The organism is Rhodothermales bacterium, from assembly GCA_041391505.1.
Classification (GTDB): domain Bacteria; phylum Bacteroidota; class Rhodothermia; order Rhodothermales; family JAHQVL01; genus JAWKNW01.
This window is the reverse complement of the sequence record JAWKNW010000002.1, coordinates 316,618-333,376: the sequence shown is the minus strand read 5'-3', so window position 1 is coordinate 333,376 and position 16,759 is coordinate 316,618. Positions and strand designations below refer to the sequence as shown.

The following is a 16,759-nucleotide window of genomic DNA, read 5'->3' as shown; positions in this document are numbered from 1 at the left end:
CCGGTTGCGCTCGTCCCGAGTACCCACTCTTTCTGGACCGGCTTCGCTGCGCGTGACTTCCTTCTGTTGCATTCAAGGAACGTCTGTCTGGTTTTTCATATGGTATCTGCACGGGCTATTCGTACGCGCCTGCTCACGCGCGTTGGGCTTTTGTTGTTGTTGGCAGGATTCGTGGGTCCCCGCGCGTACGCGCAGGAAACATCGGTCGAGCATGCCGAAAGCGATGGATACTGGGCGGAACGCGCCCAGGCCTACCCGGCTTTTGAAGTCGATCCCGGCGCGCTCCGCGTCGCGGCGGCGAACGAGTTGAGTGCGCTCGGCGAATGGGGGCCCGTGCTCGAGTGGCCGCATATCCCGGTCTCGGTGGCCAACCTGCCCGACGGACGCATCCTCACCTGGGCCTCGAATCAGGTCGACGCCTTCCCGGTCGGCCCCGAGTACACGTTCGCGGCGGCGTGGGACCCGAAGACGGGGGCGTTTCAGCTCGTTCCGCACACGTCGCACGACATGTTCTGCGCGCACCAGGTGATGCTGGAAGACGGCCGCGTGTTCGTCAACGGCGGCCGCAACACGGTGGCCACGACCAGCTATTTCGATTTCGAGACGAACACCTGGACGACGGTCCAGCCGATGAACAATGGACGCTGGTACCCCACGACCGTGGCCCTCGCCAGCGGCGAGGTGATGACGGCGGTGGGCAGCGGCGGCGGCGCCAACCCGGAAGTCTGGAACGAAGCCGGCGGATGGCGGAAGCTCACCGGCGTGGACCTCAACGGGCCGATCCTCAACTACACCGGACACTACGAGCAGAACTGGTGGCCGCTGCTCCACGTCGCCCCGGACGGCGACGTGTTTCATTCCGGCCCGACGCCCGAGATGCACTACATCAACGCCGCCGGCACGGGCTCGATTCGCCCTGCGGGCGTCACGCTGGATGCCTGGTACCCGAAACACGGCACCACGATCATGTATGACGAGGGCAAACTTCTCGTCGCCGGCGGCGCCATCAGCGGCGGAAACCTCGCGAGCACCAACCTCGCCGTGACGATCGACATCAACGGCGACACGCCCAACGTAAAAAACATTGCTCCGATGGCCTATGCCCGCAAGTTTCACAGCGGCATGGTGCTTCCGAACGGCGAGGTGTTCGTGGTGGGCGGCAATACGTCCGGCACCAAGTTCAGCGACGACGGCACCATCCTGACGCCGGAGATCTGGAATCCCCAGACCGAAGCATGGCGCCCGGTGGTGGACATGGCCGTGCCGCGCAACTACCACTCGTTCGCGCTCCTGCTGCCGGATGCCCGCGTGCTCGTGGGCGGGGGCGGTCTTTGCGGCGCCGGCTGCGCCGCCAACCACCAGGACGCGCAGATCTATTCGCCCGGCTATCTCTTCGCCGCCGACGGCTCGCTCGCCGTCCGGCCTTCCATCTCCTCGGCGCCGGTGTCGGTGCGCAACGGCGCCACGTTCACCGTGACGGCCTCGGCCGGCGTCGCCTCGTTCAGCTTCATCAAGATGTCGAGCGCGACGCATGCCGTCAACAGCGACGTCCGGTTCCTGAACGTCGCCCACACCGACCTGGGCGGCGGCAACTACCAGATGACGGCTCATCCCAACCAGAATGTGCTCACGCCCGGCTACTGGATGCTGTTCGCGCTGGACGCGAGCGGCGTGCCTTCCGAGGCGGCCGTGATCCAGGTGAGCACCGAAGGCGCGCCCGACGTCGTGAATCCGGGTACGCAGGTTTCTCCGGTCGGGCAGCCCGTGTCGCTCGCGCTCGACGCCACTGACCCAGACGGCGATGCGCTGACCTTTGTCGCGACTGGGCTACCGGCCGGACTGTCGATCAACGGCGCCGGCGTCATCACCGGCACCCCGCCGGAAGGCAGCGAGGGCGTCAGCGAAGTCACGGTCTCGGTCAGCGACGCCGTCGGCAGCGTCACGATCTCGTTCGACTGGGTCGTCACCTCGGGCGCCACCGGTACCATCCTCCGGGAATGGTGGACGGGGATTACTGGCACCGCCATCACCGCGCTCACCGGCAACGGCAACTATCCCGACAATCCCGCCGGCAGCGACTTCCTGCCCAGCTTCTTCGCCCCGTCCGACTGGGCCGACAACTACGGCACCCGGATGCGCGGCTACATCTACCCGCCCGTCACCGGAGACTATACCTTCTGGATCGCGTCCGACGACAACGGCGAACTCTGGCTCAGCACCGACGAGAACCCCGCCGGCGCGGCGCTGATCGCCACCGTTCCGGGATGGTCGACGGATACGGAGTGGACCAAATTCCCCGAACAGCAATCCGCGACGATCGCGCTCGTGGCCGGCCAGCGGTATTACATCGAGGCGTTGCAGAAAGAAGGCGCCGGGCTCGACAACCTGGCCGTCGCGTGGCAAATCCCGGGCGGCTCGGTCGAGGTCATCCAGGGCGCCTTTCTGTCGCCGTACCTCGGCGAACCGCTGGTCGAAAACCCCGGCGCGATGACGCATGTCGAAGGCGCCGCGATCGACCTGGCCATCGCGGCGTCGGACCCCGAGGGCGCGGCGCTGACGTATGCCGCCGCCGGCCTCCCCGGCGGCCTCGCGATCGGCGCGTCGACGGGCGTCATCGCCGGCACCATCGCGGACGATGAGGCGGGCGATCATACCGTGTACGTGACCGTCAGCGACGGCGAGGCCGAGACGGTCGTATCGTTCGTCTGGACGGTGCTCGACGGCGGCGTGCTGCAGCCGGGCGTCGCGTATGACTATGTGGAAGGGACCTGGGATTTCCTGCCGGACTTCGACGCGCTCCATGCGGTGCGCACCGGCCGGATGACCAATTTTGCGCTGTCGCCCAGGGAGCAGAACGACTTCTTCGGCTTCCGGCACCGGGGGTACCTGCAGATCGAGACGGCCGGCGATTACACCTTCTATACGACGTCGGACGACGGCAGCCGCCTCTGGATCGACGGTGCGCTCGTGGTGGATAACGACGGCCTGCACGGGGCCGCCGAGAAGTCGGGCGTCGTCAACCTGGCCGCCGGCTTCCACCCCATCGAGGTCACATTCTTCGAGAAAGGCGGGGCGGAGAGCCTCGTGGTCCAGTACGCCGGCCCGTCCCTGACGAAACAGCCGATTCCCGATGCGAAGCTGTACCTGAACGCCCTCTCGAATCAGGCGCCGACGATCGCCGGCGTGGCGGACCAGTCGGGCGCCGAGGGCGAGGCGGTTGCGCTGGCGCTGAGCGCCACGGACCCTGACGGCGACCCCATCACGTTCAGCGCCGAAGGGTTGCCGGCCGGCGTCACGCTCAATGCGAGCACCGGCCAGATCGGGGGCGGACTCGTGGCCGGTTCGGCCGGCGCGACGATGGTGACCGTCACCGCCTCCGATGGTGAAGCCGCTTCGTCCACCACCTTCACCTGGACGATCGACGCCGCCCGCGGCACGTGGATCGACTTTACCGACGACTCGTCCATCCGGCTCGACATCACGTCGGTGCCGGCGACGGACAGCGAAGAGAAGGACGTGGCGGTGGGCGACCTGAACAAGGACGGCTGGGACGATATCATCGTCGTCCGCAAGGCGCCGTTCATGGAGACCGTCGCCAAAACCGATCTCCTGCTCATGAATGAGGCCGGCACGCTCGTCGACCGCACGACCACCTACGCCCCGGGCTTTGCCGCCCGCCCGACGATCGCCCGCGACGCGCTCATCGAGGACCTCGACGGCGACGGGTGGGATGACGTGATCATCGCCAACACCTTCGGCGATCAGCCGGTGTACTACCGCAACCTCGGGCTCGACGCGGCGGGGAACTGGCTCGGCCTGGCGGATGAGTCCACCCTCCGGCTCCCGACGCTCAACGCCGGCGCCATCCAGTACTGCGGCGTCGCCGCCGGCGACATCAACGGCGACGGCGCGCCCGATCTCTATTTCGCCAACTACGTCATGGACGGCACGACGCAGGACGTCCTGCTGATCAACGACGGCGCCGGCCACTTCGCGGATGAAGGGGCCGACCGCCTCGGCGACCTGCTCAACGCGGCCTTCGGGGTGCAGGCGACCATCATCGACTTCGACAAGGACGGCGACAACGACATCGTGAAGCTGTCCGCCGAACACGCCGCCCAGCCGTGGGGCGACGACGGCATCTTCATCCTCTACAACGAGGGCGGCGGGCAGTTCACCAACTGGTCCACCATCCCGTCGACCCTCGCCTACATGTACGCCATCGGCGATTTCGACAACAACGGCGGCTATGACGTCTATGTCGTCGATGACGAAGCCGACTATGTGAACCTGTCGACCGGCGTCACGGTCAATGCCGGCGCGAGCTTCAGCCAGACGGCGACGCCGTGGGCGCGTACCGCCGGCCATGGCGCGAACCTGCGCACCGGCGACCTCGACGGGGACGGAGACCTCGACATCGGCGTCGCGGACGTGGATACCTCGTTCCCCCCGTGCGCGCCAGGAGCGGGCAGCCTCCGTTCGTTTGTTATCCTGGAAAATGAGGATCAGGCCAGCGGCCGGTTCATCGACCCGTACGGCGCGGCGACGAAGCCCTGGAACGTGAATATGTTCGATTTCGCGCTGGTCGACGTGAACAACGACGGAAACCTCGACATCTTCTCGGCGCAGTGCAGCGGCTACGGGCTCTTCGTGAGCACGCAGGATCCGGTGGAGCCGCCCACCGAGCCGGTCGCGATCGCCCTGGGCAACCTGAACATGGGCATCGCCGCGCACGACACGCGCACCGGCGGGGGCTATGTGATGTATTCCGAGGAAAGCGTCCACACCCGGTTCGCGGCCACGCCGCCGAGCAGCGGCAACGCCGACCACCTGATCGCCGTCGTCTACGAAGCCGGCGCGTGGAAGGCCGACCGCAACAAGTACGCGCTGGTGCCCTTTACCCCGCGGGGCACGGATCGCCTCGTGGCGGCGGTGGATTTTGGCGCGAACACGGTGACGCACCTCGTGGGCGTCGCCGAGCCGATCCAGGGTATCGAGGCCGGCTATGCGAGCGGCGACCTCGTCATCACGCCCGAGATATGGGATGGACAGCCCAACGAGGGTGAGTTCGGCGTGGCGGGCACCCAGATTGTGATCGCCGGCGCGGGCGGCGGCAACCAGGCGCCGGTGCTGGCGTCGATCCCCGACCAGTCGCACGTCGTCGGCGCCGATGTCAGCCTCGCCCTGTCGGCGACGGATGCGGATGGCGATGCCCTGACGTTCAGCGCCATCGGGTTGCCCCCGGGGCTGACGCTTGACGCGTCGACAGGTTCGATCGCCGGGAGTGTGACGACGGTGGGCACCTTCGACGTGACGGTGACGGTCGCCGACCCGCAGGGCGCCTCGGACGGGGATACGTTTACCTGGACGGTGGACGCCGGCGACCCGACGGCCTCGGTCACTCTCCCGCTCGGCTCGCTCAATCTGGGCGTCGCCGCGCAGGAATCGGCCCGGGGCGTGGGCTACATCATGTATTCGAGCGAGAGCGTGCATACCCGGTTCGCCGCCAACGCGCCCAGCGCCTGGAACGCCGATCACCTCATCGCCGTGAAGTACTTCGACGGGCAGTGGCAGTACGACAACAACAAGAAATACTACCCCTTCACGCCGGCGCCCGACGACCGGCTGCTGGTGGAGGTGCAGTTCGAGACCGATGTCGTTACGCCGCTCGCCGGCGTGAACACCATCGTGAGCGGCATCGGCAGCGGGTACGTTTCGGGCGACCTCACCGTGACGGCCAACGAGTGGGGCGGCGTGTTCAACGAGGGCGAGTTCGGGATCGGCGGGTCGTTCGTGGAAGTGCCGGGGTCGGCCTCGAGCAAGCAGAAGGGCGCGTTCGATCTCTTCGCCTCGATCGCGGGCGATGGCAGCGGTCTGCCGGAAGTCTACGCGCTGGGCGCCATCTACCCGAACCCGTTCCGGACGATCGCCTCGATCGAATACGCCCTGCCCGAGGCGTCCTCGATCCAGCTGGAGGTGTACGGCGTGTCGGGGCAGCGCGTCCGAACCCTGATCGACGGCATCCGGGTGCCGGCGGGATACTGGCGCCTGGAATGGGATGGCCGCGATGAAAGCGGCCGCGCCCTGGCCTCCGGCGTCTACATCATCCGCTTCCAGGCCGGCGGCTACGTGAAGACCGGGAAGGTGGTGCTGGTTAAGTAGGGTTCGAGGTTTGAGGTTCAAGGTTTAAGGTTTAAGGGTGGATCATCCCCTTGAACCTTGAACCTCAAACCTTAAACCCTCACTCCTCCACTTTCACGCCCTTCCAGAACGCCACGTAGTCCTTGATTTCGGCGGCGGCGTCTTTGGGGGCGGGGTAGTACCAGGCGGCGCCTTCGTTGGTCTCGCCGGCGACCACGAGGTTGTAGTAGCTGGCCGAGCCTTTCCACGGGCAGATCGTTTTCATCGGGTTCATCCGGAAATACTCCGAATGGATGGCGTCGGGCGGGAAGTAGTGATTTCCCTCGATGACGATGGTGTCGTCACTTTCGGCGACGACGGTGTCTTTCCAGATCGCTTTCATGACAGAAGGCTTTGATGGGCGGTGCGGTTGGGGATGGCCATCGCGATGGCGCACGGGTGATGGCGTCGGGGGGGATAAACGGTAATGCTTACGTTCGTGGCCAGGATGCGTTTCAACGGACCGTGAGCGCCGCCGCGAGCATGCCGGCGCGGATGGACCACGCCGCCGTCCGCAGCCAGTTGGTGCGGACCAGCGCGCGGTAGGCGTCGTCGGAGAAGCCGGCCTCGAGCCGGGTATGCATCGGCACCTGAAGGAAGGCGGTGGACGCCCAGATGATCCCCACGAGCGCGAGCCCGATCCAGGCGAATCCGCGCGTGATCTCCAGCGGAGGCTGCCATACCATCGCCACGGAGGTGCCGAGCTCGATCAGCATCGGCAGGAGGACGATCCAGGTGATCCGGTGCGCGTGCTCCCGTTCGTAGGTCTCAAATCCCTCCGCGCCGACCCGGTTGAACAGCGGATAATGCACGATCTGGATCACGGCGATCACGCCGAACATGAACCAGGTGGCCAGCGCATTGACGAGGAGGAGATCGTAGGTCATGCCATCAGAGGGATCTGATCCGGTGCGAAGCGGCCCAGTTGATGGCGAAGGGTGGCTTCGAGTTCTGGATACTGGAAGACGAAGCCGTCGCCGAGCAGCCGCGCCGGCCCGAGGTTGAGGCTCTGGAAGAGCGTTTCGTCGGCCATTTCGCCGAGTGCGGCGCGGATGAGCGCGGGCGGCACCTGGCCGGCGACGGGGCGACGGAGCACGCGGCCCAGCGTGCGGGTCATGGCCTCCTGCGTCACCGGACGCGGGCCGACGAGGTTCACGGGGCCGGCCAGCGCGCTGTTCATCAGCAGATGACCGATGGCGTAGACGATGTCGTCCGCGGCGATCCAGCTCAGGTAGTCGCCCGTGCGGCCGGCCTGCACGCCGACGCCGAAGGTGAACGGGCGGACGAGCTGCGCCAGGGCGCCGCCCCGGGGCGTGAGCACGACGCCAATGCGGAGCTGGGCCGTGCGGATGCCGGCCGCCTCCGCCGGCAGGGTGGCGGCCTCCCAGGCGGCGCACACGCGCGAGAGAAACGTGTCGGTGGTCGTGCCGGCCCGCTCGTCGATCGCCTCGTCGCCGCGGTCGCCATAGATGGCGATGCCCGAGGCCGAGAGCAGGGTCGCCGGCGGCCGCGTCAGCCGCGCCAGCGTCTCCGCGATGAGCCGCGTGCCCCGGATCCGGCTCTGCTCGATCCGGTCGCGCTTGGCGGAGGTCCAGCGCAGTGCCATGATCGATTCGCCGGCCAGATGCACGACCGCATCGAGGCCCTCGAGCTTGTCCGATTCGATCTCCCCGGCGTCCGGATTCCAGTACACCGCGTCCGGCGCCGCAGCGGCCCGGCGCACGAGGCGGAGCACGGTATGCCCGCCGGTCGTGAGGAATGCGCACAGCAGCCGGCCCAGCACCCCCGACGCCCCGGTGACGGCGATCCGGAGCGCGCGGCCTGCCGGGTTGATCCGCCGATGGACCTCCAGGTCGGTCCGCGTGGTGATGTGCCGGTACGCAAACTGGCTGTCGAGCTGCCGCCGGATGAGGCGGCCCCCGACGAGGTCGCCCAGGCGACCCAGGGGGAGCGTATAGGAGAGGGCATCGACGAGCCGGCTGGTCGCGCCGTCGACGGGCTCCATGCGATGGGTGTGCGCCCAGCGCCGGAAGGGGCCGCTGCGCTGGATGTCGCGAAACTGCCGGCCGGCGATATAGCCCTCATGCTCGGCGATCCAGCGGAGCTGGACCGGCCGGGGCCCGAGGCGGATCTCCGCGCGCTGCCCGTCCTGTATCCCCTCGAACGAAGCGAGCTCCACGGCCGCCCAGGGGGGCGCCAGTCGCACGAAGGCGCCGGGACGCTCGTGCCAGGCAAAAAGCGCCTCGGCCGGAACGGGCATCGGGCTGGCGTAGGTTCGGTTCATGGGGGAAGGGTCTCGGTTCGATCGCCCGGTCATCCTCTCGTTCTGGGACCCAGCGGGCGGCGGGATCTCAACCTGATAGTTAGCCGTCAGTTTCCTAGCGCGAAATCGGGGCGTATGGCCTGTAGGTGTATTTACCGGCACGCCGTGGCACGGGCTTTGTTTTAAGGGGAATACCCATCCGCACCACACCCTACCCACCGCAGAAAGGAGCCCCGCCGCGGGTTTTCGCTTTCTTTATCATTCACCGGCAGCGGGCATCCCACACGCCCGCGCTCCGCTAACGCCGCCTGCCCACACCGCATCAGGCGTCGCCGGGCCTCGCTGCCGTGCATCGTCGCCGTACGCATGACTCCAGACCAGAACCCCTCCAACCGCCCCGTTCGTGTCCGTTCGTTTCCTCCCGATGTGCAGGATAAGGTATGTGAAGAGCTGATTTCCCGCCGGCTCGTCAATCAGGGCGACGTGGCCGCCGCCTACCGCAAGCGCCGCGCGCTCCACACGCTGGGGTCGACCCAGCCCGTCTGGCGCATCATGGCCCTCAACCCCGCGCTCGACAAGGAGCAGATCTATGCCATCGCGGCGGACATGCACGGCTACAAGACGGTGTCCGCCAGCCGGCTCGACCTGATCCAGTTCGTGCGCAGCATCGTCGACCGCTTTTCCGAGATGCAGTGGCGCAAACTCGGCATGCTCGGCGTCGTCCCCGTCGGCACCATCGAGAGCGACCTGTACCCCACGCGCTGGGTATTCGGCACGTTCGACCCGACGATCCGCGAGGCGCATCAGCTGGCGCGCGATTGCTCGGCCAATCATTTCGAACTGCGGTATCTGTCGCACGCCACGGTCGCCGAACTCATCGCGGAGGTCTTCCTGACCCGCCTCGAGCTTCCGCCGAGCGACGGCGAAGAGCCCGCCGTCGACTGATCGATCGACCTGCGTGAGCCATCGGGCCGCGCCACGAAGCCTATACTCCTGGACCGCCGCGAGCGCGCTCACCCGCGCCGCGGCGGCTTTTTTTTAACGGGCCAGCACCCGGGGAGGGGCTGGTGGAGGATCGCATGAACAACCAGGTCGCATCGATATGGACGCCGCTGAAAAAACACGCATCACCCGGGATATCGTAACCGCCGTCGCCGCCGCGCTGGCCGCGTCGGCCTGTTGTCTCGTTCCGCTCGCGCTGGTCTCGCTCGGGATGAGCGGCGCTTGGGTGAGTCGATGGAGCCTGCTCGTGCCGTACAGGCCGGCGTTCGCGCTGGCGGCCCTGGGCATGCTCGGTTTTGCCCTCTACCGCGAATACCGGATGACCACCGCGCCGGCATGCGCGTGCGACGTGGCGATCGGCGACCGCACCCGCCGGCTGCTGCTTGCCGCCGGCTCGCTCGCCACGATCGGGCTGCTCGTATCGCCGTATCTCTTTCCCCGGGCTGTAACGCGCGACGTCACACAGCCGGCCACGGCGAGGCTGGAAGAGGTGGTGCTCGGCATCGAAGGGATGACGTGCCCCGTCTGCGTCACCACGACGCAGCAGGCACTCGCGCAGCTGCCCGGCGTGGGGGAGGTGGAGGTCACGCTCGATCCGCCCGAAGCCCATGTTCGGTTCGACACCTCCCGCGTATCGCCGCGCGCGTTCATCGACGCCGTCGAGGGGATCGGCTTCTCGGCCACCGTAATGGATTCGGCGCCCGGCACGGTTTACTGACGCGCCGCAAGGCGGGCGCAACGATCTCGGGCTAATGACGCGCTGCCCGCATCCGTCATCGACGCGGGGAGGGCGTCGAGCAGCGAGTCCGCCGCCGCGCACCGGCCCCGCCGGGCCTCGATGAGCGCCAGATCCTCGCGGATGGCCAGCGTCGCGTGATGCCGGTCCCCGAGCAGGGTCAGGCTGCCGGCCAGCGCGCGGCGCGTCCATGCGGCCGCGTCGTTGAGGTCGTCGTGCTGCGCATAATACGCGCCGAGGTTGGCGTAGAGGGAGACGAGCGTCGGGCTCGCGTCGCCGTCGATGCGTTGCTGCATGGCAATGGCGTCCAGATGCAGCCGCTCCGCGCGGAGGGTGTCGCCGATGGTGTCGAAGATCATGGCCATACTCGCCATCGCCGCGGCGGCGAGCCGATGATCGCCGGCGTGGATGTGGTCGAGCCGTTCGAGCACGCGGGTATGGTAGGCGATGGCCAGGTCGTAGTCCTCGAGGCGGCGGTAGGTCAATCCGATCTGGTGCAGGTTGGTGGTGATGGAGAGATGATCGGCCGGCAGCACCCGTTCGCGCATGGCCAGGGCCTGCATCTTGAGCCGCAGGGCCTCGCCGGCCTGGCCGTCGGCTTCGAGCGTGATGGCGAGAGACACCAGCTGCGAAGCGTACTCCGGAAGGTCTTCCTTGCCGAGCGTCTCCAGGATCCGCAGCGAGGTGCGATGGTGCGCGGCGGCGCTTGCGAAGTCCATGCGCTTGAAATAATAGGCGCCGAGGTTGGAGTGCGCCTCGGGCAGATAATCCGTCAGCGAAGCCGAGTCGGCCAGGAAGAGCGCGCGATCCATCAGCGCCTTGCTTTCTTCGAGCCGGTCCAGGCTGAGCAGTACGCCGGCCCGGCTGTTCAGCAGCTCCAGATAGGTCCCGCTCGTCTCCCCGAGCGTCTCTCGGAGGATGGGATGCGCCCGGGCGAAGAGGGAGTCCGCCTCGCGATAGTGGCCGGTGACGCGCTCGATCACGCCGAGTTCGGTGAGGGTCTGGGCATAGGTCGGGCTGTCGGACCCGAACAGGGCGACGCTTTTCCGGCTGGCATCGACGGCCAGCTTGCGGGCGCGGTCGTGGTAGCCGAGGTTGCAGTAGGCCTTGCTCATGGTGCGGATGAGCGCGATCTGCACGTCGGGCTGATCCGCCAGGCCTCGGACATGTCGTTCCCCGTTCTGGAGCAGCCGGGCGGCATAGAGGGTGTCCGTGGCGCCCAGGCCCGGGTTGGCCTCGGAGAACATCGACGTGAGCGTCCCGGAAATCGTCTCCGCCTTGAGGCGCTCGGCATTGGCGACGGCGAGCGCCGACTCGGCCCGCGTCCATGCGGCGGAGAGGCGGGCGTGATCCCCGGTCACCACGAGCACGAACAACGCCAGCGCCGCCGAGGCCCAGCGGTGGCGGCGGATGAATTTTCGCGTCTTGTACAGGGCGGAGTCGGGCCGAGCCTGGATGGGCAGATCGAGGAGGAACCGCTTCAGGTCGGCCTGGAACTGGTCGACCGCGGCGTACCGCCGGCGGGGCTGTTTGTGGAGCGCCTTGAGCAGGATGATGTCGAGGTCGCCCTGCAGCCGGCGAGCGAGGCGGTCGGGCGCGGAGGAACGGTCGGTGGCGCGCCGCGTCTGCGTCTCGTCCGCCGTACGCCAGCGGGTGCTGGGCTTGTCGGGCTCTTCGTCGCAGATGGCGCGCTCGAGTCCGCCGGCGGAGCGTATGTCGCCGCGGTAGGGGAGGCTGCCGGTCAGCAGCTCGTAGAGGACGACGCCCAGCGTATAGACGTCGCTGGCTGTCGACAGCCGTTCACGCTTGATCTGCTCGGGGCTGGCGTAGCGGGGCGTGAGGAAGCCCAGCGTGGTCGGCTCGCCGGCGGGCGACGAGGCGTCGAGGAGCCGGGCGATCCCGAAATCGAGCAGCTTGACGGTTCCGGCATCGGTGACCAGGATGTTCGAGGGCTTGAGGTCGCGATGGACCACGAGGTTGTTGTGGGCATGCTGCACGGCGTCGCAGACCTGCATGAAGAGCTTGATGCGCGCTTCGATGGGCAGCCGGCGTGTGTCGCAGAAGGCGTCGATCGGCTGCCCATCCACGTATTCCATCGCGAAGTAGGGCGATCCGTCCGGCGTAAGGCCGCCATCGAGCAGGTGGGCGATGTTCGGGTGCGAGAGGCCGGCCAGGATGTGCCGCTCCTGCAGGAATCGCAGCTGGATGGCTTCGGGCAGGTCGACGCGGACGAGCTTGAGCGCCACCCGCTGCGCCAGGTCGGGATCGTCCCGCTCGGCGAGATAAACGACGCCCATGCCGCCGGCGCCCAGCCGGCGCAGCAGGCGGTAGGGGCCGACTTTCTCGAGCGCGCGCTCGGCATAGGCGGTTTCGATGGCGCGCCGCCAGCGTCCGTGCCGGTTGGCCTCGACGGGGTCGGGAGCGTCCGAGACCTCGAGCAGGGCGTCGACCTCGGCGCGCACGTCGGGGTCGTCGGAGAGGGCGTTCAGCGCATCGCGCCGGCGGTCCGGCGGGAGGGCCAGGAGGGTCTCGAACGTTTCCTGGATGCGCAGCCACTGAGCGGGAGTGAGCGGCATGGTGCGTCGTGATGAGGGGTTGGATCGGGGGATCAGGGGGCGGTCAGGTGGCGCGCGAGCCAGCTCTTGAGGAACGTCCATTCGCGCTTCACCGTCGCCGGCGAGATGCCCATCGCCTCGGCCGTCTCCGCGATCGTCAGGCCGCCGAAAAACCGGCACTCCACGATCTGGCTGTGGCGCTCGTTCAACCGCCCCAGCTCCTCCAGCGCCTCATGCACGGCCAGGACGTCGGCGGCCTGGCGATCCGAGATGGGATCGGTGAGCCCGTCCACATCCTCCAGATCGACGCGCTGCAGGTCTTTACCGCCCCGTTTCTGGCGGTGCTTCCGGGTGGCGTACGTCACGAGGATATGGCGCATGAGCCGGGAGGCCGTGGCCAGGAAGTGGGTCCGGTTTGCCCAGGTTATCCGGTCGAGATGGACGAGCTTCAGGTAGGCTTCGTGGACGAGGCCCTGGGTGTTGAGCGTATGCCCCTGGCGCTCGCGCAGCAGATGGCGGTGCGCGATGAACTGGAGGTCGTCGTAAAAATACCGGGTGATGTCGTTCCAGGCGGCCGGGTCGCCGGCGATCGCGTCGCGGAGCCGGGCGGTGATGTTCGACGCGTCGGCGTCGCGGGTGCTCGGGTAGGCGTTCATGCAGGATGTGGGTTGCTTCCAGGAAAAATACCGACGTTTGCCGGTACGTGAGCCATGCGGCAAAAAAAGAGGGCTTGTAGAGGTGAGAGGATTCATACAAAGCCCGCCTGGAAGTCAACTTCTGCTGTATATGGACGTGGCCGGCCGTGGTTCCTCGATGCAGATCGCCTCGACCCCGTATGCAAATCCATCTAGTGCAGGGGGCGAGATGGTTTCATCGATGCCGCTCCGGTGTACCGACCTGTCGCCAGAGGGCTGATTTTCGGGCGGGCTCTCCGTTTTCGATCACGTTCTGGCATCGACTCGCGTTTCCATGTGCCGCATCGTTTCACGTCTCCTGGCCCTGGTCGCCGGCACGGCCCTCGGCTTTTCGGTAGTGCTGTCGATGGCCGCGCTGCCGGCGTGGACGCGGGTCGTCGTCGCGGCCGGCGCCGTCGTCGCGGCGGCATGGGCCGGATACCGGGCCGCCGACATGCCGCAGGAACGCCCATCCGCCCCGGAAAAGGGGCATCCCTGAGACGCTGCTTGCACGGGAGTGTTTATTGTTGGATTTTGCGTGCCACTCCGGCATCTCCAACACCCCCTTATGCGTCTCGTCCAGCACAAAAAGGAAGCGTACTGGTTTTACAGCTTCCTGTCGATCTTCTACGATAACTACGTCAACCCCTTCTTCTGGAACGCGCGGATGCGCGACGAGGCGCTGACGCTTGCCCGGCTCGACGATCCTTCGCTGGATACGCTCGATGCCGGCGCCGGCACGGGTTTTACCACCGAAGGCATCGTGGCGCACATCGATCCGGCGCATGTCACCTGTCTGGATCAGAGCCCCCATCAGCTCGCCCGGGCCCGGGCCAAGAGCGCGCTCGGTGGGTGCACGATCCTGGAAGGCGACGCGGAGGACTTGCCGTTCCCGACCGACCGGTTCGACCGGTACGTGTCCGCCGGCAGCATCGAATACTGGCCCGATCCGCAGCGCGGCATCGCGGAGGCCTACCGCGTCCTGAAACCGGGCGGCGTCGCGCTGATGGTGGGGCCGCTGCGGCCGGAGACACCGCTCGCCCGCGCCGTCGCGGATGCCTGGATGCTGTTTCCCGAAGAGGAGGCCTACGAGCGCTGGTTTCGGGATGCCGGATTTACGAGCATCCGGAAGCAGTACGTGGCCCCGACCTGGGTACGCCGGGAGCGCTATGGGATCGCCATCTCGGGCGTAAAGCCGAAGGCGGGTCCGTCGCCGCTCCCGCAGGACAGCCGGCAGCTGGAGCGGCTGCACGCGCCGGCGGACGCGGGGCGCATCCTCACCCTGGTGGGCCGACTGGCGCTGGGGTCGATCGCCGGTTTTCTATTCATTCCCGCGGCCATGATCGGGCAGGCGCGCGCCGGCCTCGAGCGCCGCTTCGGCCGGCGGACGACCCCCGTGGATCCCATCCCGCCGCGCCAGGCGGTCGGCGTCGCGGTCTTCGTCGCCGTAGCGAGCGCGGTGCTGCTCACCCTGTTCCGCAGACGCCGGTAGCCCATGCAGACCGACGCCCTCCAACGCGCCATCCAGCGGTTTTACGACGTTTCGACGCCGCTGTGGGAAGATGTCTGGGGGGATCATCTGCATCACGGCTATTACGGCAGCGACGGCTCGGTCCGAAAAGCGCCCTATGAAGCCCAGGTCGATCTGGTCGAGGCGCTGCGGCGGTTCGGGCGTCTGGAGCAGGCCGGCCGCATCCTCGACGCCGGCTGCGGCGTGGGCGGCAGCGCGCTGTATCTGGCCAGAAAACTCGGGGCCGAGGTCGAGGGCATCACGCTCAGTCCGGTGCAGGCGCGCAGCGCCACCGCGCGCGCCGAGGCGGCCGGCCTGGGCGACCGCGTGCGCTTCTCCGTCGCCGATGCCCTCGCACCACCCTTCGAGCCGGCTTCGTTCGACGCCGTCTGGGCGCTGGAGAGCGCCGAACATTTTCCCGACAAATCGGCCTGGCTGGCGACGTGCGCCCGGCTGCTGCGGCCCGGCGGCCGGCTGGTCGCCGCCACCTGGTGCATCCGTCCGTCGCCGCCGGATCCCGGGGCCGCCGAACGCCGGTTGCTTCGACGACTCTACGGCGCGTATCATCTTCCCGACATGATTTCGTTGCCAGATTACCTGGAACGGCTCGCCGGGCTGGGGTTCGACGCCGTGTGCGGCGAGGACTGGACCGGTGCCGTGGCGCCGTTCTGGGGCGAGGTCGTCCGCTCGGCGATGCGTCCGGCAAGCCTCGCCGGGCTGCTGCGGGCCGGCTGGCCGACCATCCGCGGCGCGCTGGCCATGCGCCATATGATGCGCGGGTACCGCACCGGGCTGATTCGCTTTGGCGTGTTCACCGCCGTTCGCCGCTGACCGTCCGCCGCCCGTGGCGCTCCCGGTCCCACCCTCCAACGTTTCATCTTCCCCTTTTCTCTTGTCGACCTCCCGCCATCCAGCACGCGCCCTCTGGGCCTTTTCGCGGCCGCATACGATCATCGGCACGACCTTGAGCGTGGCGGGGTTGTTTGTGATGGCCTACAGCCTGGGGGGGCGGCCCGAGGTGAGCTGGCAGGTGCCGGGTTGGACGCTGCTCGCGTGTCTGGCGGCGAACGTATTTATCGTCGGGCTGAACCAGCTGGTCGATATCGACATCGACCGGATCAACAAGCCCGACCTGCCCCTGGCATCGGGCGCGCTTTCGGTGCGGGCCGGCCGGCTGATCGTCGGGGCGTGTCTCGCGGTGGCCGTGGCCGTCGCGCTCGTCGAGGGCCGGTATCTGGCGATCACGGTCCTCGCCAGTCTGGCGATCGGCACCCTGTATTCCGTCCCGCCCATCCGGCTCAAGCGGTTTCATTTCTGGGCGGCGGCGTGCATCATCACCGTGCGCGGGCTCATCGTGAACATCTTCCTGTACCGGCATTTTGCCGACCGGATGGGCATGGAAAGCCGCATCCCGGCCGTTGTATGGTTGCTCACCGGTTTTATCTTTGTGTTCGGGCTCGTCATTGCCTGGTACAAGGACATCCCGGACATGCAGGGCGATCGGACGTTCGAGATCGCGACGCTCAGCCTGCGGCTCGGTCCTCGGCGCGTCTTCGAGCTGGGAGGGGCTGCGTTGGCCGCCGGCTATCTCGTGGTCACGTTTGCCGGCCTCGTCGGGGTCGATGGCGCGCATGGTCCGATGCTTGCCAGCGTCCATCTGCTGCTGCTCGCGATGGCCCGCTCCCGCGCACGGAGTGTGCAACCTGAGGAACCCCGGGCGATGACGCGGTATTACCTATTGCTCTGGGGACTGTTCTATGCTGAATATATCGTCTTCCCTCTGTCCGTCTGGATCGGATGAGTCGCATGCCCGCATGCTCGTCCGACGGAACGCGGTGG

At 67.5% G+C, this 16,759-nt stretch carries 12 protein-coding genes; 7 read left to right on the top strand and 5 right to left on the bottom strand.

Annotated elements, in window-relative coordinates:
• The first annotated feature begins 171 nt into the window (after positions 1-171).
• Positions 172-6,162 (top strand): putative Ig domain-containing protein, encoded by a 5,991-nt coding sequence (locus tag R2834_03360; protein ID MEZ4699345.1) that lies wholly within the window; start codon positions 172-174, stop codon positions 6,160-6,162.
• A 79-nt stretch (positions 6,163-6,241) separates the two neighbouring features.
• On the opposite strand, the gene R2834_03355 is transcribed toward R2834_03360, so the two are convergent.
• From R2834_03355 to R2834_03345, 3 genes are all read right to left on the bottom strand, one after another.
• Positions 6,242-6,523, bottom strand: a complete 282-nt coding sequence (locus tag R2834_03355) for a DUF427 domain-containing protein (GenBank protein ID MEZ4699344.1) — start codon at positions 6,521-6,523, stop codon at positions 6,242-6,244.
• 112 nt (positions 6,524-6,635) lie between these two features.
• Positions 6,636-7,067 carry a hypothetical protein gene (locus R2834_03350; GenBank protein MEZ4699343.1) on the bottom strand — a complete coding sequence of 144 codons (432 nt, stop codon included), beginning with the start codon at positions 7,065-7,067 and terminating at the stop codon, positions 6,636-6,638.
• Positions 7,064-8,464: a TIGR01777 family oxidoreductase gene (locus R2834_03345; GenBank protein MEZ4699342.1), complete on the bottom strand. Its 1,401-nt coding sequence runs from the start codon at positions 8,462-8,464 to the stop codon at positions 7,064-7,066. The genes R2834_03350 and R2834_03345 overlap by 4 nt, the downstream gene beginning before the upstream one ends.
• A 345-nt stretch (positions 8,465-8,809) precedes the next feature.
• Here R2834_03345 and R2834_03340 point away from each other — a divergent pair, with 345 nt between their 5' ends.
• Both R2834_03340 and R2834_03335 read left to right on the top strand, forming a co-directional pair.
• Positions 8,810-9,388: a hypothetical protein gene (locus R2834_03340; protein ID MEZ4699341.1), complete on the top strand. Its 579-nt coding sequence runs from the start codon at positions 8,810-8,812 to the stop codon at positions 9,386-9,388.
• Between the two features lie 157 nt (positions 9,389-9,545).
• Positions 9,546-10,163 (top strand): mercuric transporter MerT family protein, encoded by a 618-nt coding sequence (locus R2834_03335; GenBank protein ID MEZ4699340.1) that lies wholly within the window; start codon positions 9,546-9,548, stop codon positions 10,161-10,163.
• On the opposite strand, the gene R2834_03330 is transcribed toward R2834_03335, so the two are convergent.
• Together R2834_03330 and R2834_03325 are read right to left on the bottom strand one after the other, a co-directional pair.
• On the bottom strand, positions 10,157-12,757 hold the full coding sequence (locus R2834_03330) for a serine/threonine-protein kinase (GenBank protein ID MEZ4699339.1): 2,601 nt from the start codon (positions 12,755-12,757) through the stop codon (positions 10,157-10,159). The genes R2834_03335 and R2834_03330 overlap by 7 nt on opposite strands.
• 32 nt (positions 12,758-12,789) lie before the next feature.
• Entirely contained in the window at positions 12,790-13,392 is a 603-nt protein-coding gene (locus R2834_03325; GenBank protein ID MEZ4699338.1) for an ECF-type sigma factor, read from the bottom strand.
• Positions 13,393-13,705: 313 nt separating this feature from the next.
• On the opposite strand from R2834_03325, the gene R2834_03320 reads away from it, so the two are divergent.
• The 4 genes from R2834_03320 to R2834_03305 all read left to right on the top strand — a co-directional run bounded on the left by R2834_03320 (position 13,706) and on the right by R2834_03305 (position 16,721).
• Positions 13,706-13,909, top strand: a complete 204-nt coding sequence (locus R2834_03320; GenBank protein ID MEZ4699337.1) for a hypothetical protein — start codon at positions 13,706-13,708, stop codon at positions 13,907-13,909.
• 69 nt (positions 13,910-13,978) lie between these two features.
• Entirely contained in the window at positions 13,979-14,902 is a 924-nt protein-coding gene (locus R2834_03315) for a methyltransferase domain-containing protein (GenBank protein ID MEZ4699336.1), read from the top strand.
• A 3-nt stretch (positions 14,903-14,905) separates the two neighbouring features.
• Complete coding sequence (locus R2834_03310) at positions 14,906-15,751, top strand: methyltransferase domain-containing protein (protein ID MEZ4699335.1); 846 nt, start codon at positions 14,906-14,908, stop codon at positions 15,749-15,751.
• A 61-nt stretch (positions 15,752-15,812) separates the two neighbouring features.
• Positions 15,813-16,721 (top strand): homogentisate phytyltransferase, encoded by a 909-nt coding sequence (locus R2834_03305; protein MEZ4699334.1) that lies wholly within the window; start codon positions 15,813-15,815, stop codon positions 16,719-16,721.
• Positions 16,722-16,759: the final 38 nt, after the last annotated feature.